This is a genomic window from Pseudomonas canadensis (genome assembly GCF_030980095.1).
Lineage (GTDB): Bacteria > Pseudomonadota > Gammaproteobacteria > Pseudomonadales > Pseudomonadaceae > Aquipseudomonas > Aquipseudomonas canadensis.
Map to the genome: position 1 here is coordinate 5,866,638 of NZ_CP133298.1, position 17,614 is coordinate 5,884,251.

17 protein-coding genes are annotated in these 17,614 nt (G+C 61.1%); all 17 read right to left on the reverse strand.

All coding sequences use genetic code 11. The annotated features are described in order from the left end of the window. Positions 1 to 373 precede the first annotated feature (373 nt). On the reverse strand, positions 374 to 751 hold the full coding sequence (locus RB216_RS27350) for a hypothetical protein (RefSeq protein ID WP_152537926.1): 378 nt from the start codon (positions 749 to 751) through the stop codon (positions 374 to 376). Positions 752 to 1,217: 466 nt separating this feature from the next. Continuing rightward, positions 1,218 to 1,982 carry a malonate transporter subunit MadM gene (gene madM, locus RB216_RS27355; protein WP_010207194.1) on the reverse strand — a complete coding sequence of 255 codons (765 nt, stop codon included), beginning with the start codon at positions 1,980 to 1,982 and terminating at the stop codon, positions 1,218 to 1,220. Between the two features lies 1 nt (position 1,983). After that, positions 1,984 to 2,388, reverse strand: coding sequence for a malonate transporter subunit MadL (gene madL / locus RB216_RS27360; protein ID WP_015886323.1), 405 nt, complete (start codon positions 2,386 to 2,388; stop codon positions 1,984 to 1,986). Positions 2,389 to 2,455: 67 nt separating this feature from the next. Beyond that, positions 2,456 to 3,355, reverse strand: a complete 900-nt coding sequence (gene mdcH, locus RB216_RS27365; protein ID WP_308908093.1) for a malonate decarboxylase subunit epsilon — start codon at positions 3,353 to 3,355, stop codon at positions 2,456 to 2,458. Beyond that, positions 3,352 to 3,939, reverse strand: coding sequence for a malonate decarboxylase holo-ACP synthase (locus RB216_RS27370; protein ID WP_122686887.1), 588 nt, complete (start codon positions 3,937 to 3,939; stop codon positions 3,352 to 3,354). Before RB216_RS27370 ends, mdcH begins: the two co-directional genes overlap by 4 nt. Further along, positions 3,933 to 4,703, reverse strand: a complete 771-nt coding sequence (gene mdcE, locus RB216_RS27375; RefSeq protein ID WP_028618286.1) for a biotin-independent malonate decarboxylase subunit gamma — start codon at positions 4,701 to 4,703, stop codon at positions 3,933 to 3,935. The genes RB216_RS27370 and mdcE overlap by 7 nt, the downstream gene beginning before the upstream one ends. Next, positions 4,700 to 5,542 (reverse strand): biotin-independent malonate decarboxylase subunit beta, encoded by an 843-nt coding sequence (locus RB216_RS27380; protein WP_308908094.1) that lies wholly within the window; start codon positions 5,540 to 5,542, stop codon positions 4,700 to 4,702. Before RB216_RS27380 ends, mdcE begins: the two co-directional genes overlap by 4 nt. Further along, complete coding sequence (locus RB216_RS27385) at positions 5,535 to 5,834, reverse strand: malonate decarboxylase subunit delta (protein ID WP_015886328.1); 300 nt, start codon at positions 5,832 to 5,834, stop codon at positions 5,535 to 5,537. Before RB216_RS27385 ends, RB216_RS27380 begins: the two co-directional genes overlap by 8 nt. Next, positions 5,834 to 6,667: a triphosphoribosyl-dephospho-CoA synthase gene (locus RB216_RS27390; RefSeq protein ID WP_028618288.1), complete on the reverse strand. Its 834-nt coding sequence runs from the start codon at positions 6,665 to 6,667 to the stop codon at positions 5,834 to 5,836. Before RB216_RS27390 ends, RB216_RS27385 begins: the two co-directional genes overlap by 1 nt. Continuing rightward, entirely contained in the window at positions 6,668 to 8,338 is a 1,671-nt protein-coding gene (gene mdcA / locus RB216_RS27395; RefSeq protein ID WP_305383195.1) for a malonate decarboxylase subunit alpha, read from the reverse strand. It abuts the gene before it with no gap. Between the two features lie 207 nt (positions 8,339 to 8,545). Further along, the gene (locus RB216_RS27400) at positions 8,546 to 8,980 is read right to left on the reverse strand and encodes a hypothetical protein (protein ID WP_028618290.1); all 435 of its coding nucleotides are present in this window, start codon (positions 8,978 to 8,980) and stop codon (positions 8,546 to 8,548) included. Beyond that, positions 8,943 to 9,572, reverse strand: coding sequence for a nucleotidyltransferase domain-containing protein (locus RB216_RS27405; RefSeq protein ID WP_068937827.1), 630 nt, complete (start codon positions 9,570 to 9,572; stop codon positions 8,943 to 8,945). The genes RB216_RS27400 and RB216_RS27405 overlap by 38 nt, the downstream gene beginning before the upstream one ends. A gap of 61 nt (positions 9,573 to 9,633) precedes the next feature. Beyond that, positions 9,634 to 9,873, reverse strand: coding sequence for a DUF6124 family protein (locus RB216_RS27410; protein ID WP_028618292.1), 240 nt, complete (start codon positions 9,871 to 9,873; stop codon positions 9,634 to 9,636). A 330-nt stretch (positions 9,874 to 10,203) separates the two neighbouring features. Further along, complete coding sequence (locus RB216_RS27415) at positions 10,204 to 10,623, reverse strand: hypothetical protein (protein ID WP_028618293.1); 420 nt, start codon at positions 10,621 to 10,623, stop codon at positions 10,204 to 10,206. Next, positions 10,601 to 10,984 (reverse strand): polymorphic toxin type 44 domain-containing protein, encoded by a 384-nt coding sequence (locus RB216_RS27420; RefSeq protein ID WP_073860050.1) that lies wholly within the window; start codon positions 10,982 to 10,984, stop codon positions 10,601 to 10,603. The genes RB216_RS27415 and RB216_RS27420 overlap by 23 nt, the downstream gene beginning before the upstream one ends. 253 nt (positions 10,985 to 11,237) lie before the next feature. Then, the gene (locus tag RB216_RS27425) at positions 11,238 to 11,693 is read right to left on the reverse strand and encodes a chemotaxis protein CheW (RefSeq protein ID WP_010207210.1); all 456 of its coding nucleotides are present in this window, start codon (positions 11,691 to 11,693) and stop codon (positions 11,238 to 11,240) included. Beyond that, on the reverse strand, positions 11,686 to 17,490 hold the full coding sequence (locus tag RB216_RS27430; protein ID WP_308908095.1) for an Hpt domain-containing protein: 5,805 nt from the start codon (positions 17,488 to 17,490) through the stop codon (positions 11,686 to 11,688). Before RB216_RS27430 ends, RB216_RS27425 begins: the two co-directional genes overlap by 8 nt. Positions 17,491 to 17,614: the final 124 nt, after the last annotated feature.

Here is a 17,614-nt window from a genome sequence, read left to right on the forward strand (position 1 = left end):
CCACAACCTATTCACTTAATGCAATAAAAATCAACCACTCAGGATCAGGACGGAGCTGACAACAACTGCGTTTGAGATGCAGCTAGTCAACCCGTAACCGCACAATTAAGAAAGGGACCATAAATCAAGGAAACAGTTCTGTCTTTCGACCAATTGAGGTTTTTGAATTTCAAGTAAAAAAGCATCAAATATCTGCAGACCCTTTAGCCTCCCTAATGCTTTAAAGTTGCCGACCAATGAAAACACCTGGCGCTCTGGAGTTTTCATTGGCAGCACACAATATTGACAACATAACACCAAAAATCATTTAAACATGCAACCAATGATTTTATTTATTCTTGCAAACTCCCGAAACCAAAAAATCTCCATCTAACTATGAGTAAACAAGCTCTACTCTTGTATCATCTGACTTTGTGAATGATATGGTGTCATACTCCCCCGTGCGCTTATTAGTAATTATTCCATACAAATAATTATAGCTAAAGTCATCACTTCGAAGGTCACACCTTTCTTCACCAAAGTCGAATGTTATCGCTGAAGCAGTGTTGCCCTCATCACCTGTTGTTCTCAACCTAGTGTACCCAGAAGTACCACCAAGATTCGAACCCAAAAACTTGTTTTTCCCCCACCTACCTGTAAACGATCCCCTATCATAATCCGCAAAAGTTATATAAACCGTATAATAGGACTTCCCCTTATCTGTAACATTACTAAACCAGTTTGCTTGAAGTGCCGGATTTTCCTTGCTCATGATTTGTGCCCCCAGTAGATATTAATTTGGAAACTCAAAAAAGAAAAATAGCTTGAATTTCTTTTTTTGTTCCACGTAAACACTACATCGCAACTACCGATCGGCAACCTGTTAGAACTCACAGTTTTTTATATATTTTCGCGATATACGTTATAGAAAAAGAATCTCAAAAGCGTATTGATCGCTCTCACTCTGCGTCACGGTTTCAAGAGCGGACGCAGAACGTCTAGGGCTTCATTCCCACGTAGAGCGTTCATCGTTCGACACAAGTCTCGATGAGCCTGGGAAATGGGGCTCAAACCGCAGCCGCAGGCTGAACATAGATCCCTGTCGAAGTAGGTTCAAACGCCCTATTTCTGGGGCTGTACTGGCCCTTCGTGAACAAGCTCGCTCCCACCGCCTTCGGCCAGAATCAAAGCGAACTTTTGTATAACGTTGAGCGCAGAGCCTGGGATCGATCATTGGGTTAGCCAACCAACCCGCGCACGATGAAATAGAGCAACGAAGGCCCGAGCAAGCAACCCAACCCGGTGTGGAACGTCGCCGTCAACGCGCCATACGGCACCAACCGCCGATCTGTCGCCGCCAAGCCAGCGGTCACGCCGCTCACCGTGCCGGCCAACCCACCAAACACCATCGCCGAACGCGGGTTATCCAAGCCCATCCAGCGCGCCGCCACAGGCGTACCCACCATCACCAGAATCGCCTTGATCAACCCGGTGGCAATCGACAGCGCCATCACATCCGACGTCGCGCCAATCGCCGCACCGGTCACCGGGCCGACGATATAGGTCACGGCACCCGCGCCAATGGTGGTCATGCTGATCGCATCGCGATAACCAAAGGCCCAGGCCATGCTTGCACCGACGATAAACGGCAGGATCGTGCCCAACAGCAGCGCAATCACACCGATCATCCCGGCCTTGCGCGCCTCGGTGGCTTGCACTTCGAACGCGGTGGCGACGATGGCGAAGTCGCGCAGCATCGCGCCGCCCATCAGGCCGATGCCGGAGAACAGCGCCAGGTCCGCCAGGCCTTTCTGGCCGCCAGTGATCGTGCCGCCGACCCAGGCCAATACCAGGCCGATGACAATGGCAATCGCCGAGCCATGAATACGCCCGAAGGTCAGGCGCTTGGACAGCACCACCGAAATCCACATGACCACGCCAACGAAGGCAAACGCGGTAATCAGGCCGTTGTGTTCCAAACCTTTTTCAATGAGATCCCACATATCAGCGACCTCCTACTGGCGCGATCAGCGGCTCTTCATCGGGCAAGGGTTCGCCCTTGTGGGTACGGCTGATCAGCGCGATGGTGCAACCACACACCACCACAGAACCAATCGCCGCGAGTACCGCCACCGGCCCACCGTGCAGGGCGGTGACCACGTTTTGTTGCGCAGCCATCGCCACCACCACGGGGATGTACATCGCGCCCCAGAAGCCCACGCCCATTTCGCAGTCCTTGGTCATGCCGCCGCGCTTTTGCATCCACAGGCGGGCGCAGATCAGCAGGATCATCGCGATCCCCACCCCGCCCACGTTGGATTTGACGCCCAGCAACACGCCAAGCATGTCGCCCATGATCACGCCTGCAAGCGTGCAGATCGCCAGCAGTGCCACACCGTAGATAATCATTGTTGTTGTCCTCAAAGTGCTCGATCGAAATTGTTGTTGTTGTGCTTCGAAAGCCTTGGGTGCTGCTTTATCGGTGGCGGCGTTCCTCCTCTTGCAGCAGGGCCTGCAAAGTGTCCAGGCGTGCGCCTTCGCAGGCGATCACCGTGCCCTGTTCAAACACCCGGCGCGACAGGCCGGTGAGCACCGCGCCCGGAGGCAGTTCGATTTGCAGGCGCACGCCGCGCTCGTAGGCGCTTTGCACGGTGCCGCGCCAGTCGACGATGCGACACATGTTGAAGGCCAGGTCGTCGCGCAATTGTTCGGGGTTGTGGATCGGCCGCGCACGGGTGCTGCTCAGGTAGGTGATGCGCGGTGCCTTGAGCGGCACGAAGGCTTGTGCCAAAGCCTGGGCTGGCTGCTCCAGCAACGCGCAGTGAGACGGCACACTGACGGCCAGGCGCTTGGCGATGCCGTTGCCTTTGATGCGACTGGCGACAAGCTTCATGGCTTTGTCGCTGCCGGCGATCACCGTCTGGTTGTCGGCGTTGATATTGGCCAGGTACACCGGGGTTTCGGGGCTGTGGATCTCGGCCAGCAGGTTTTCGACGGTGGATAACTCCGGACCGATGATCGCGGTCATGCCGTAGCCCTGTGGATAAGCGTTTTGCATCAGCTCGCCGCGCAGGCTGACCAGCTTGAGAGCGTCGGCGAAATCCAGCGCACCGGCAATCACCGCTGCCGGGTAAGCACCGATGGACAGTCCTGCTACGTAATCCGGCGTGTGCTGCAGCAAGCGGGCGTGGGCCACGCCGGCGATCAGCAGGCAAAGCTGCACGGCGCGGGTACTCGCCAGGGCATGCGCCGAATCCAATGCACGAACGTCTTCACCCAAGGCTTCGCTGGCGTATTCCAACACATCGGCCGGCAACGCCTGGAGCATGCCGGGGCGTTGGGCGCCCTGGCCGGGGAAGACAAGAAGGCTGCTCATGCTAAGGCCTGCCAAGGGTCGGGGACGAGGTGCGCACCGCTGACCGTTTTCAACAGCACCCGCCGCGATGGACCGGCCCATTCGCGCAGGGCGATAGCGCCGAAAGGTGTTTGCAGTTGCATATCCACAGCGCACGCGGCTTTGTCCAAGGCTGCCAGCAAGTCGCGTGCATCGTTGCGATCCAGCGGCTCGGGCGTGCGCAGAATCAGGTCCAGATCGCTCTGGGCATGCAGCGCTTCAATGCCCGTGGCCAGCTCAAAACCCGCGCTGCCGGTGATGCCCCAATTCAAGGGCGCCAGCACCGGCCGCAGTTGTTCCAGTGCCTGCAAGGCCGGTAAGTCCCGTGTCGAGGCAACATCACGCAGCGCTTCCGGCGTTACTCGCCGCTGCACCGCGGCAATCGGCATTTCGGCGGCAAACCGCTGCTCGCGCAAACGCCCGCGCACGCCTACCGCGACCCAGCCCGGCGTGACGGTGGCGCGACGCACCACCACCGTGCCTACTGCCTCCACCGCCCACGCCGGAGCGTCAGCAGGCAGATGCGCCGGGGTCATGCCCCAGAGCAAGTCGTGGGCGTTCACCATTGCTCTCGCAGCAGTTGGCGCACGTGGCTGGAGGCGGCGCGATTGGTCGCACCCAGGCGGCCGCTCAAGTCGGTGCTGCCAATATCCTTGATCGCACTCACCAGGCAATCGCTGACCCGCGCCACATCCTCCGGCGTGGGCTGTTCAATCTGGCTGACCGACAAGGTTTCCCACAGCAACCCCAGGCTGGCGTAACTGTCGATGTCGTAGGCCATGGGCGGCACGCTGGCGGCCAGGGCTTCCAACTCTTCAACGCTGCGCAGCGTCACGCGCGCGGCCGAGGCCTTGCCCATGGCGTGCACCATCACACCGGGATCGCGCAGGGCAATCAGGCGATTGGCTTGATACCCATGGGCGAGAAACGCCCCGGACATCGCCTTGCCCACCAGCAGCGCAATCACCGGGTGCCCCGCCAGACGCGCACGGGCATAGCTGTCGGCGGCGGCGGCCAGGGCTTGGTGAATGCCGAGGGCTTCTTCGCGACGGCCATAGGCTTGGCTCGGTACATCGACGATGGCGATGATCGGGCGTTTATCGCCACGGGCGATAGCTTCATCGACGGCCTTCGCCAGCCCCCAGCCTTCCAGCAGGCCGACTTCGCCGTTGCGTGCGCGGGGGAAGCGGTTTTGCGCGTCGGTGACCACAGCGATATAGCGCACAGGCTGCTCACCCAGCACACCATCGGCGACTTTCAGCGAGTTGGGCAAACCCTCAACGGCTGTCGCTCCGGCGCTCAATGCGTTGAACCACTGCAAACCTCTCATGAGCGATCTCCTTGAAACAGCGCGCGTACCGTCGCCGGGTCGATTTGCGGCGTTGCGTCCAGTTCGGCCAAGCGCGCCAGGTAATAGTCGGCCTGACGACTGCGTTGTTGGGTGGGCAGGCCTTGTTGTCGTAATGCGCTGACGGTCTGTTGAATCTCGGCCACATCGTCAGCGACATAGCGATCGGCCAGGCCGCTGTTGAAGCGTTGCTCACCGCCGGTCAGGCTCCAGATGAAAGGCCGATCGCGGGAGTCGTACTCCTCAAGCCCCGCTTCCTGTTCGATGACTTGCGGGCCATTCAAACCCAGGCGCGCTTCGCGGGTGACGACAAGGTAACTGCACAATCCAGCCGCAATGGACATGCCGCCAAAGCAACCGACACTGCCCGCCACCACGCCGATCACCGGCTGGTGTTGGCGCAGATCGACAATCGCCGCGTGGATATCCGCGATGGCCGCCAGGCCCAGGTTGGCTTCCTGCAAGCGCACGCCACCGGTTTCCAGCAACAGGACGGCGCAGGTGGGAATGCCCTTGCGATTGTCCTCGGCCGCCAGCTCCAAGGCGCCAGCGATTTTTGCGCCGCCGACTTCGCCGAGACTGCCACCCTGGAAGTTGCCTTCGATGGCGGCAATGACGACAGGTTTGCCGTCGATGCTGCCCTTGGCGATCACCACGCCGTCATCGGCCTGCGGCACTACACCTTGGCGACTGAGCCACGGCGACATGACGCGCTGGAACGGGTCGATCAATTCGCGGTAGGAACCGGCGTCCAGCAACGCCTTGGCCCGCTGCCGAGCGCCCAGCTCAACGAAGCTGTGTAGGGCGAGTAAGTCAGTCATGGCCGATCTCCTCGAAACCCTGCTCCAGGCGCAAACGCACCACGCCGGGGGTGGCACCGAAGTCGTGGATATCAATGTTCAACGCCGGTGGCGTCTGCTCCTGGAAGATGCGCTCGAACAGATGCTGCCAGCGTTGCTCGGCGCCATTCACCGAGGTTTGCACCTGGATGGTCAGCGTGCCCGGCGTACCCGGTTCCAGCAGCACCTCCAGATCGCCCGAGCCGACGCAACCCACCAGCGCACGGCCTTTTGGCGGCTGCCCGGCGGGGAATTCAAAGGACAAGGTTTCCATCACAACGCTCCGTCGAGGCGGTCGATAAACAGGCAGGCAGCCAACAGGTCGGCGGCGCCGCCGGGGGAGGCATTCAGGGACAGCAGTTGAAGGTCCAGCGCGTGCAGTTGGCGACGACCGCCGAGGGTTGCGCTGCCGCCTGCCTCCAGCACGGCCTGGGCGCCGCGTTGCATCGCGTAGAGGCCTTCGGGACCGGCGCGGTAAAGCACGCAGGTGTCGGCCAGGTCCGTCATGATCGCGAGCAAGGCGTCCAGGCGCGCGTTCTGTTCGCCGGCGTTTTGCTGGCGGCTTCGGTGCAGCTGCGGCAAGCCGCGTTGCACCACGGACGGGAAGCCCAGTTGCGCTTCTTCACGAGCGCCGCGTGCGCCGTAACGTTGGGCGACTTGAGCACCGTGGCTCACGGGCTGCGGCGCATAGCGGTCGTTGAGCAAGGCCAGTTTGGCTGCCGTCAGCGTGACGGCGCGGGGTTCCAGCGCCGCCGCTGCCGTGAGCAAACCAAGGGCCCAGATCGCACCGCGATGGGTGTTCACGCCGTTGGTGGTGGTCAACATTGCTTGCTCACCTTCACGGCCAATGCGCCCAAGGGCTTCGCGCAGGGGCAAACCGACTTCACCGAATTCAATCGCCGCCTCGGCCATCTCCTTAAACATCGGCCACAGCGACAACGCCGAGGCGTGCATCAGGCCCAGGTGCAAATCACTGTGGGCGCCGTTGCCACGCCGGTCCACCAGCGCGGGTTTGGGCGACAGGTCCGCTTCATCGATCAGCGCATCGACGGCCAGATCGGCCAGGCGATCCGCAAGACTGAGTTCATGCAATTTAAGGGCGCGCATTTACCAGCTCCTGAATTTGGCGGGCGGGTTGTACAAGCCACCGGACCACTCCACCAGGTCGGACACGCTCTTGGCGGCCAACAACTCGCGGGTGGCGTCGGTGCGGCGGATGCCCAAGTCTTCGGGCAAGGCGATCAACCCTTCGCGGCGCATGCGCGCGGTGTCCTTGGGGTTGTGGCGCATGCCAATCGCCGTGACACCTGCGACGGCAGCGATCATCGCCTGGCGCTCTTCGAGTGAACGCGCTTTGTACAGGTAGGCTATGCCCTCTTCGGTAAGCAAGTGCGTGACGTCATCGCCGTAGATCATGATCGGTGCCAGGGGCATGCCGCTTTTGCGCGCGACCTCCACGGCATCGAGGGTGTCGACGAAGGTGGGTTTGCCGCCTTCCTGGAAGGTCTCGACCATTTGCACCACAAGCTTTTTGCCGCGCTCCAACAAGGCTTCGGGCGCATCGTCGTGGCGCATATCCAACCACGCCGGCGTGCCATGGCGGCGACCGCGCGGGTCGTGACCCATGTTCGGTGCGCCACCAAAACCCGCGAGTCGGCCACGGGTCACGGTGGAGGAATGGCCGTCACCGTCGACTTGCAGCGTCGCACCGATAAACAGGTCCACCGCGTATTGGCCGGCGAGCTGGCAGAACATACGGTTGGAACGCATCGAGCCGTCGCGGCCAGTGAAGAACACATCCGGCCGTGCGGCGATGTAGTTCTCCATGCCCAGTTCGGTGCCGAAGCAATGCACGCTTTCCACCCAGCCGCTTTCAATCGCAGGGATCAGCGTGGGGTGCGGGTTGAGGGTCCAGTTGCGGCAGATCTTGCCCTTAAGGCCGAGAGACTCGCCGTAGGTGGGCAGGATCAACTCGATGGCGGCGGTGTTGAAGCCGATGCCGTGGTTAAGCGACTGCACATTGTGTTTTTCGTAGATGCCACGGATCGCCATCATCGCCATCAGCACGTGCACCGGCTTGATATGGCGCGGGTCGCGAGTGAACAGCGGCTCGATATAGAACGGCTTGTCGGCCACCACCACAAAATCCACCCAGCTCGCCGGGATATCCACACGCGGCAAATCGGTGACGTCATCCACCAACTGGTTGACCTGCACGATCACGATGCCATCGCTGAACGCGGCGGGCTCGATCAGGGCCGGGGTGTCTTCAGTGCTGGCGCCGGTGTAGATGTTGCCGGCGCGGTCGGCCATAAACCCGGCGGAAAGCACCACGTTGGGGATCAGGTCCACCACCAGCCGCGCATAGAGTTCGATGTAGGTGTGGATCGCGCCGATTTCCAGCAGACCGTCTTCGAGCAATTGGCTGATGCGTAGGGATTGGGTGCCGGCGAAAGAGAAATCCAGCTTGCGGGCGATGCCTTTTTCAAACAGGTCCAGGTGCTCGGAACGGCCAACACTCGGCATGATCATGTGCAAATCGTGGAGCTTGGACGGGTCGGCTTTGGCGAGGGAGCGCGAGAGGAAATCCGCCTGCTTCTGGTTATTGCCCTCCAACACCACACGGTCGCCGGGCAGGATCAGCGCCTCAAGCGCCTCGACGATCCTGTCACTGGGTAACACCGCCCCGTCTGCGTATTTTTTGACCAGCCCGAGCCGCCGCTGCTTCTCGTCGCGCCGCCGCGTCCAGCGCGAGTCGGGGGTGATTGTTGTTGTCATGGTCGCTCCACGGGTTTGCTGTCGTGGGCTGTACCTTAGGAGTGATTCAGAGGGCCATCAATCAAGCTCGGCGGTGAACCGTTACGGCTGGAGTAACAAAGCCTGTGTAGGAGCTGGCTTGCCAGCGATAACGGTCGCTAATTGAACAATGTGCCAACTGACAGCACGCCATCGCCGGCAAGCCGGCTCCTACAGTTGACCGGTGATTCATTCCCACCTATGACCAGCAAGCAATGCTTGCACATTGCTCATTAATATCTTCGCACCTTCCATTAATTGGCCCAGCAGCGCCTCATCTTCATCCATGTACCCTTCATATTCCGCGAGGTTCCGACGCTCATGACACAAAGCCAACAACCTCACCTGCACCTTGCCGGCGTCTGCGGTATGAACCAGGCATTGGAAGACCAGATAGCGTTTATCCGAGCGATAACCTTGCAAGCGCAAGGCCGTAAGGGCGATAGCATGAGCGGCGTTGTAAGCCAGGTCGAAACGACTGGCGAATGATAACTGCGGATTACCGGCGTCCCTCAGCCGATCCCTGGCTGAACGCATCAGCCCATCACACTCTTTGCGATCCGGCGGCTCAGCCTTCAAGCCGCCGCTACGTTGCAGATTCTCCAGGTTTACCTTGTTGTCCATCCGTGGATTCCAGGGGGTTGCTCCCCATCAGGTTGATCTTGTCCTGCTGCACGACCCGCTGCACAAAACTGTTCCCGGCATTCCATTTGCCGATCCAGTCTTCAGGGGTGTAAAGCGTCGGGTTGAGGGTGCGGCCCAGTTGCTCTTCCAGCGGCATGAGCTGCTCCATGACTTCACTGTAGTTGAGGCTTTCGCCGATCAACATGAGATCTATGTCACTGGATGAGTGCGCCTCGCCTTTGGCGATGGAGCCGTAGATAAACGCCCAGGTTATCTGCTTGGCGAACGGAGCCAGTGCAGTGCGCAATGGTTCATCCAGGCTCAGGGTCTTGCGCACGATGGCCAACAACTCCGAGTAAATCGGGCATTGGGGGTTGGCTTGGTAATGGGTCTGGTTGCCTTGGCGCGTCATGCTCAAGATGCCCGCCAATTGCAGACGTTCAAGCTCACGAGTGAGGCTGCCCTTGCCCACCTGGGCCCATCGCGCAATTTCATTGGTGAAGAAGCTTTGGTCGGGTTTGCCGAACAGCAGGCCCAGTACTTTTTGTTGGGTGACGGTGAAGAGTGCAGTGCTGATCGGCAAGGTGTGCATGGCAGCGGCCAAAGAGTCCCAAAAAGGGAACGATAGGTCCCTTTTTGGGAACGATCAAGTTTTAAGCGACTGCAGAAGGGGAAATCTGTTCCAGGGCCCGATCCACTAATAGCTGCCCCAGCTCCGCCATTTGCTGGATGCCGAGCATGATCGCGCGCTGGGAGGTGTCCAGGTCGAAGGCGAGATTGCAGGTGAGTGCGTTAAGAGAAGACAGGGTTTCGCTGGCGTTGACCAGCAGGGTTTCGGTGTTTTCGTGCGGGTTTACGGTGAAGAGGGGCGGATTGGGGGTAGGTTTGACCATGATTTACAGCTCCGATATGTGATGGAGACTGCCCTCTTCCGCTTGCACGCGAATAAAGGTGGCAGCTGTGCGCAGGTGTGCAAGACCGGGCATATCGGACCCCGGCAGACCCCGAAGGGTCTCCCACGCACAGCCGCCATAACAAATACAGCAGGCATAAAAAACGCCCGTTGAATGGCTATGGGCGTTGGTGCGCCGATATGTAACCGGACTTGCACGTCCGTGTCACCGTTTTTTGCGATGACAGGACGAAGACTAGGCGCGCTGACGGCACGCGACAAGTTCATGCACGGCCCAACATCTTGCAGGAAAAATCCGAAGCCAGCCGGTCTACAACTTCATGTCTATGCTCACAGCGCCCAAACCTTCAAGCGGATAGCTGCGGTACGCATAAACCTCACCACGAACAGTGAGGTGGATGACGCCATCCTGCCGGGTCACTTGAACATCCGGCGCTTTGGTTTTCAAAAAGGGATGTGCCGAAACCAGCGCTGTCAGTATCTCCCGATCACTACCTAAGTCTTTATGAACGTAGTACCTGTAGGAAAATCCCACTGTCGCGCCGCCCTGACCGTCACGTGCTCCATAAATTGAGCTGCCGTTGCCCAAGGAGTGTTTCAAAACCACTTCGTCCAAATCCGGTGTACCGGATGACATGATCCAATTGCCCCCGATATAAATCAGGCAGGCTACCAGCAGGCAGTTGCGCAGAACCGGCAAGAGGCCCTTAGTAGCCCTGAGAAATTGCATACTCAATACCCCTCCTTATCCAATATTGATCTCGAGGATCATCGCCAAAAGGGTCTGCGCCCCACCATGACCCAAATTCCGGCTTGGTGGTTTTTGCGAATGTTTGAGCGACACCTGCTGCCCGTAACAGAACATGCTCGGGAATACCCAGCACCGTACCTGTAGCACCATAATTGAAGTTACCAAAAGCTTCGTACTGACGCCCTCGCTTCTTGTAGTTCCATGGGCCGGCAGCCCTGACCTGTGAGTAAAACCAGGAATAAGCGAATGCCGAGCCTGGCTGGAGATGAGTGCCTTTACACTTGGCGGTCGCCATATTTTCGAGAAGTGAAACACCCGGCGGCATTAACGGTACGGCCATTTGCGAATCCTTGCTGGCTGTGAGGAGCGCCGAACCTAGCACCCCACCTGGCACTGAACATCCCGCGCAATCCAGATACAGAACTTGCCTACAACAGCTCCATCCCGTTCCGACATATTGATTTTCTCCACACAGAGCCTGGGAACGAGCGCGATTTAGTGTAGGAGCTGGCTTGCCAGCGATAGCGGTGGGTCAGTTGTTAATGAGTGGGCTGGCAGACCGTCATCGCCGGCAAGCCGGCTCCTACAGGGATCTATGCCAAACCGGATTCGACCAGCAGGGCCTCAAGCCCCATAAGGTCCGGCACCTTCGCCACATGCTCGCCCACCTGCACCGCCGCCAGCTCCAGCGGGCACAGCGGCACGTCCACGTAGCTCAATTCACTATCAAGCTTGTACGACCGGGGAATCCCCTGGATCACCAGCGCAATAAACTTCAGCGTCGGCCGCCCGCCCAACGCGTTCAACACCACTATCCGCGAGCGTTCGCCGGTCACGCTGGCTTCACCGCACACCGCTTCAAAGCTGATCAGCGGGATTTGCCTGTCGCGCCAGGTCACTTGCCGCAAATACCACGGCGGTGCATCGCTGGCCGGTTCGCCGCGCTGAAAGTCGATCAGTTCGGCGATGGCGACGTTGGGTAGCACCAGATGGCGGTCGGCCAGGGGCAGCAGCAGGCCGGTGAGTTGGCTGGTGCGGTGGTCAAGCATGGGACTTGCTCCAGTAGGCGATGCTTTCGAGCAGCACCGATTCCTGGTACGGCTTGCCGAGGTAGTCATTCACGCCGATGGCCATGGCGCGGTCGCGGTGTTTCTGGCCGGTGCGCGAGGTGATCATGATGATCGGCAGGCGCATCAGCCGGGGGTCGTTGCGCACTTGGGTGGCGACTTCGAAGCCGTCCATGCGCGGCATTTCGATGTCGAGCAGCATCAGGTCCGGGCTGTGCTCTTCCAGCACGGCGAGGGCGTCGATGCCGTCTTTGGCAGTGAGCACGTTCATGCCGTTGCGTTCCAGCAGGCGGCTGGTGACTTTGCGCACGGTGACCGAGTCGTCCACCACCAGCACCAGCAACGGACGCTTTTTCAGCGGGTCGTTGAGGATCAGTGGCGCATCCACTGACTGGGCCGGCAAGGCCGGCTGGCGTGCGCGAATATGCGCGAGCAAATCGATGATCAGCACCACGCGACCGTCGCCCAGGATCGTCGCGCCCGACAGGCCCTGCACGCCGGCAAACTGCGGCCCCAGGCCCTTGACCACGATTTCCCGCGTGCCGGCCATGGCGTCCACATGGATCGCCACGCGCCGCTCGTTGCATTGCACCAGCAGTACCGGGACCGGCTGATATTGGCCCAACAGTTTCGGGCGGCTGACGGTGTGCAACAGGTCGCCCAGGTAAAACAGCTCGTAACGCTGGCCGGCGTATTCATAACGCGGTGGATCTTGCTGGTAGTGCCCGGCCAGCTCATGGGGCAACACACGCACCAGGCCTTCGATGGTGTTGAGCGGGATCGCATATTGGTCGTCCGCACATTGCACCATCAGCGCGCGGTTGACCGACACGGTGAACGGCAGGCGAATACGGAAGTGCACGCCCATACCCGGCGTCGAGTCGATGAACATCGAACCGCCCAACTGACGCACTTCCTCATGCACCACGTCCATGCCCACACCACGCCCGGAAATCTGCGTGATCTTTTCCGCCGTGGAGAAGCCCGGTTGCAGGATGAACTGCAACACGTCGCGGTCGCTGATCTCCTGATTGGGATCGAGCAAACCGCGCTTGATCGCCTTGCGCCGCACCGCCTCCAGCGGCACACCCGCGCCGTCGTCGCGCATGTCGAAGACGATGTCGCCGCCTTCGTGGGTCAGGTCCAGGGTGATGCGACCTTTCTCGGGCTTGCCGGCCAGCAGCCGTGCATCGCGGGACTCCAGGCCGTGGTCGACGGCGTTGCGCAGCATATGCTCCAGCGGCGCGGCCATGCGCTCCAGTACGTTGCGGTCCATCTCGCCCTCGGCGTTGCCGACGACGAATTCCACGTCCTTGCCCAGCTCACCCGCCACCTGGCGCACGATGCGCTTGAGGCGCGGCAGCATGCGCTCGAACGGCACCATGCGCGTGCGCATCAGGCCTTCCTGCAACTCGGTGTTGATGCGTGCCTGCTGCTGCAACAGATCGTGGGCGTCTTCGTTGCGGCGCTCAAGGGTGTCCTTGAGGTCGAGCAGGTCAGAGGCGGATTCGGACAACGCGCGAGACAGTTGCTGCAACTGCGAATGACGGTCCATTTCCAGCGGGTCGAAGTCTTCATAGCCCAGGCGCTCGGCCTCGGCTTGCTGGCGGCTGAGGATGCGGCCCTGGGTTTCGGTGTCGAGGCGACGCAGTTGGTCGCGCATGCGCTCAATCGTAGTTTCCACTTCGGTCAGGGCGATGCGTGCGTCGTTGACTTGCTGTTCGATGCGGCCACGGAAGATCGAGGTTTCACCGGCCAGGTTTACCAGGTCGTCGAGTAGCTCGGCAGAGATCTTCACCATGTCGGCCATCGGATCGACGACGGCCTCCGCCTTGCCCGCCGGCAACGCCAATGGCGTCACGGGCTCATCGCTCGGGTGCACCAGGCTTTTGATGCGCTCGATGAGCTTGTCCACCGAGCCGACCGGCAAGCCGTCCGCCACCGCGTCGATCATCTGCGCCAGGCGATCATGGCAGCCTTGCAGCAACGCGAACAACTCCGGGGATGGCGCGAGCAATCCGGCGGACAGGCCTTCATAGAGAAATTCCAGCTCATGAGCCAGGTCGCCAATGGGCGCAATCTCGACCATGCGCGCGCCGCCCTTGAGGGTGTGCAGGTCGCGCAGCAGGGTCTCCACTTCCTGGCGATTGCCGGGCTCGGCCTGCCAGCGCGACAGCGCAGCACTGGAGCTGTCGAGGATGTCTGCGGCCTCTTCGAGGAAGATATCCAGCAGCTCAGGGTCGGCGCCGGACGCCGGCGGCGCGGCGACCGGTGCTGCTGGCGCGCTGCCTTGGCGCAGTGCGCGCACCCTGGCGATCAGCTCGTCGCTATCGCTCAGAGGCTGGTGATGGTGCAGTTCTTCAAGCTGCAAGGCGAGGCGCTCATGGCTGGCCATCAGCACGTGGGACAGTTCGGCAGAGTAGCTGTAGCGGCGGTCCACCAGCCCTTCATACAGGCATTCCAACTCGTGGGCCAGGTCGCCAATCGGCTCGATTTCAGCCATGCGCGCACCGCCCTTGAGGGTGTGCAGATCGCGTTGCAACGACGACAGCGGCGCGGCGTTGTCGGGCTCCAGCAACCAGCGCTTGAGCGACTGCCCGGCGCTGTCGAGGATGTCCACGGCTTCTTCGAGGAAGATCTCGACGATCTCGTCGTCCATCGCCGTTTGGTGATCCAACTGCTGTGTGGCGGCACCCAGTTCGGCAATGCTCAGCGCACGGCTGCCATCGCTTTTGATCAGGCCGGTGGCGGACGGGTCGAGGGCTTCATCCAGCAGCTCATGCAGGGCTTGGACACGGGCCGGCGCCGGGCTGATTTCCTGGCCGGCGGCCAGTTGGTCGAGCATGCTGATCAGCGCTTCATGGGCCTGTTCGGCCTCATGGAAAAACCGCTCGCTGACCGCCAGGCTGCTTTCCTCAACGGCGCCGTACAGGTCGAGCAAGGCTTCGCAGAGTGCGTCGATGGCGTACAGGTCGGCAACGTGCGCGCCCTCCCCCAACGTGGTCAATTCATCCAGCAGCGCAGTGAGCTCCTGGCGATCGCCGGGGTGTTGCTGCCAGCGACGCAGCAGGCTTTCGGCGTCGAGCAGGATGTCCATGCCCTGGGCCAGGAAGTTGGCGATCAGTTGTGGATCGCGCTTGATGCGCACGTCGAGCAGCGCTTCAAGCTGCTGATCCAGCAAACGTTGAGTGCGGCTGATCAAGTCCTCTGCACCGTTGATCGGCGCCAGGGGATCGCTCTCCAGATCCCGTAGACCCCGCTGGAACAGTCCTTCGGCTTCCAGCAACAACTCCACTTCGTCCAGGTCCAGCGGCAGGCGGTGGGCCTTGTACTCGCGGGTCAGGTGGTCGAGCGGGCGCGCCAGCTCGGCAATGGGCAGCACGCCAGCCATATAGGCGCTGCCCTTGAGGGTGTGCAGGGCGCGTTGCAGTTCATCGCTGACTTGCAGCGGTACATGCTCGGCGGCCTGTTGCAGGAAGTGGTTGAGGCTGTCCAGATGGCTTTGGGCTTCGTTGCGGAAAATCTCCAGCAGCATCGGATCATGAGGCTCGGCGGCCAGCGCGGGTGTACCGCTGGCCAAGGCGTGGGCACGGGCGGCCAGGGCGTCGACTTCATCGCGTTGACGCTGGTCGTCGATGGCAAAGTCAGCGATCAACTCCGGCAGCAAGGCCACCGCTTCATCCAGCACCTGCTGCACATCCGGACCGAGGGTCACGCTGCGTTCCAGCACACGGTTCAGCAGGTTCTCCACAGCCCAGGCCAACTCCGCCAAGACCAGGGCGCGCACCATGCGCCCGCTGCCTTTGAGGGTGTGGAAGGCGCGGCGCATTTCGGCCTGGGCGGTTTTGTCCGCGCTGTTAGGCAGGTAACGGTGCAGCACCTCGAGGACTTCGTCGGTCTCCTCAAGGAAGACTTCGCGCAGTTCATCATCGATAGGCTCTTCATCGGCCGGCGGCGGCAACAGGCTGCCAGGGCGCTGCAGGGCCGGCGGGTTCAGCCGCGACGTTGGGCTGGCGAGTGCGTCGAACTGCGATTGGCTCGGCGTAACCTCGGCCGAGAGCGCGCCATCCGGTACGACCAGGGCCTGGCGCCAGGGTTTTTCGGCGGGCAGGTAACCCAGTGCGGCCAAGCCTTGGGTGGCCAGTTCCAGCACACGCTCACCCGCCGCATCCGGGTCCTGGAGCATGCGCTCCAGGTAATATTCCAGGCTGCTGATCACGTCGGCGAAATGCGCCAGTTGCATCTCGGAAGGCGGTGCATCGTTGCCCATCAACTGCTCGTCGACGTAATCGGTGCAGCCGCGCATCAGGCTTGCCGCGCGGGGTAACGGGATCATCGCCAGGGCGCCACGCACCTGGCTCAGCAGCTCCGGCAAGGACTCCAGGCGCTGGCGATCCCAATCGGCTTCGATGCAGTCGATCACCAGTTCCTTGGCCTGCTTGAGGCACTGGCAGGACTCACGGATCACCAACTGGTGGATCTGGGTCAGGTCGGTGGTGGGCAAGCGGCTTTCTTCGCGGCTTTCCGGTTCGACGGTGCCAACCATGCCCGCCAACGTGGCTTCGACGTAGAGCAAGGCGCCGGCGACATCCATCAATACAGCGTCATTGGGTTCGCGCTGGCCTTGGACCAGGCTCAGCACCACGGCGAGTTGGTCGATGATGACTTTACGCGGCTGGCCGAAGCCCAGCACCGCCAGGGTGTCGGCGATCTGCCGCAACGGCGCCAGCAGTGCATCAAGGTCGCTGGTGTGCTGGCGGTCGCTGCGTACGAACAAATCGAGGCGTTCTTTGACCCGAACCAGCTCTTCACACAAGGCGCCCAGCACCGAGCCCATGGCGTTGCGATCCGGTCCGGCCAGACGGGCGCGTTCGGCATCGACCACCGCGCTGTCAGGCAAGGCTTCATCCAGGCCGTAGCGTTCCTTGAGGCTTTGCATGCGCGGCGTCGGACGGGTGACCTTGGCCACATAGAACAGCAGGCTCTTGAGCAATTCATCCGGCGCCGGCTGGTTGATCCCGCCGATGCCCTGGGCCAGCAGGCGTTTGAGTTGCTTGTCACTGGCCTTGAGCAGACTGCGCAACGCCGGACTGTTGGCGATCACGCCGGTGAGCATGCCTTCGACCAGCGCCGAGGTGACCTGCCACAGCGGCAACAGCGGCGCGCCTTGGCACAGTGCCTCGAGGCGTGCGAACACCCGCGCCATGTCTTCCAGGTTGCTGGGGCCATGGTCTTCACGCAGCAGCCCGGCCAGCGCCTGCTGCAAAAGCTGGTGCCACTGGCGCAATTGCTCTTTCAGGTCGGGCGCCGCGCGTTGGGCCAGGGCCTCATCCGGCAGCGCCGCGATGGTCAGCAGTTGCGGGCTGAACAGGCTGGTTTCCGACAGCAGGCTTTCGCCGCGCGCACTGCGCAGGTCATTGAGCAGTGGCAACACCACCAGCGGCAGGTCGCGGCGGGCGCTGTGCACGCGGTCCAGGTACAACGGCAATTGAGTCAGGGCCTGTTGCAGCAGGCGGATGCTTTCGTCGCGCTGACCGACACTCCCGGCTTGCAGGGCCAGCGCCAGCGCTTCGACTTCTTCCGCCAACAGCGCCGCGCCGTAGAACTCGACCATCTGCAACGCGCCATGCACTTGATGGACACACGCCAGGCACTCGCTGATCGCTTCGGCGTCTGAGGTTTCGACGTACGCGTCTAGCGCCGAACGGGCCTGTTTCAGGGTTTCGGCAATGTCGCCCTTGACCCATTCGAGGGCCACGTAGTCGTGCCGATCAACCATAACTGCTCCGCTTAGAATTCGTGGGTTGCTGGTGGTACGAGATCTCAAGACAGATAGAGATCAAATGTGGGAGGGGGCTTGCCCCCGATGGCGATGCATCAGTCAAAGATTGGGTGACTGACCC

Excerpts from the sequence above, each read along its gene's own strand:
- RB216_RS27350 (WP_152537926.1), bottom strand. The coding sequence starts at position 751 with ATGAGCAAGGAAAATCCGGCACTTCAAGCAAACTGGTTTAGTAATGTT.
- madM (WP_010207194.1), bottom strand. The coding sequence starts at position 1,982 with ATGTGGGATCTCATTGAAAAAGGTTTGGAACACAACGGCCTGATTACC.
- madL (WP_015886323.1), bottom strand. The coding sequence starts at position 2,388 with ATGATTATCTACGGTGTGGCACTGCTGGCGATCTGCACGCTTGCAGGC.
- mdcH (WP_308908093.1), bottom strand. The coding sequence starts at position 3,355 with ATGAGCAGCCTTCTTGTCTTCCCCGGCCAGGGCGCCCAACGCCCCGGC.
- RB216_RS27370 (WP_122686887.1), bottom strand. The coding sequence starts at position 3,939 with ATGGTGAACGCCCACGACTTGCTCTGGGGCATGACCCCGGCGCATCTG.
- mdcE (WP_028618286.1), bottom strand. The coding sequence starts at position 4,703 with ATGAGAGGTTTGCAGTGGTTCAACGCATTGAGCGCCGGAGCGACAGCC.
- RB216_RS27380 (WP_308908094.1), bottom strand. The coding sequence starts at position 5,542 with ATGACTGACTTACTCGCCCTACACAGCTTCGTTGAGCTGGGCGCTCGG.
- RB216_RS27385 (WP_015886328.1), bottom strand. The coding sequence starts at position 5,834 with ATGGAAACCTTGTCCTTTGAATTCCCCGCCGGGCAGCCGCCAAAAGGC.
- RB216_RS27390 (WP_028618288.1), bottom strand. The coding sequence starts at position 6,667 with ATGCGCGCCCTTAAATTGCATGAACTCAGTCTTGCGGATCGCCTGGCC.
- mdcA (WP_305383195.1), bottom strand. The coding sequence starts at position 8,338 with ATGACAACAACAATCACCCCCGACTCGCGCTGGACGCGGCGGCGCGAC.
- RB216_RS27400 (WP_028618290.1), bottom strand. The coding sequence starts at position 8,980 with ATGGACAACAAGGTAAACCTGGAGAATCTGCAACGTAGCGGCGGCTTG.
- RB216_RS27405 (WP_068937827.1), bottom strand. The coding sequence starts at position 9,572 with ATGCACACCTTGCCGATCAGCACTGCACTCTTCACCGTCACCCAACAA.
- RB216_RS27410 (WP_028618292.1), bottom strand. The coding sequence starts at position 9,873 with ATGGTCAAACCTACCCCCAATCCGCCCCTCTTCACCGTAAACCCGCAC.
- RB216_RS27415 (WP_028618293.1), bottom strand. The coding sequence starts at position 10,623 with ATGCAATTTCTCAGGGCTACTAAGGGCCTCTTGCCGGTTCTGCGCAAC.
- RB216_RS27420 (WP_073860050.1), bottom strand. The coding sequence starts at position 10,984 with ATGGCCGTACCGTTAATGCCGCCGGGTGTTTCACTTCTCGAAAATATG.
- RB216_RS27425 (WP_010207210.1), bottom strand. The coding sequence starts at position 11,693 with ATGCTTGACCACCGCACCAGCCAACTCACCGGCCTGCTGCTGCCCCTG.
- RB216_RS27430 (WP_308908095.1), bottom strand. The coding sequence starts at position 17,490 with ATGGTTGATCGGCACGACTACGTGGCCCTCGAATGGGTCAAGGGCGAC.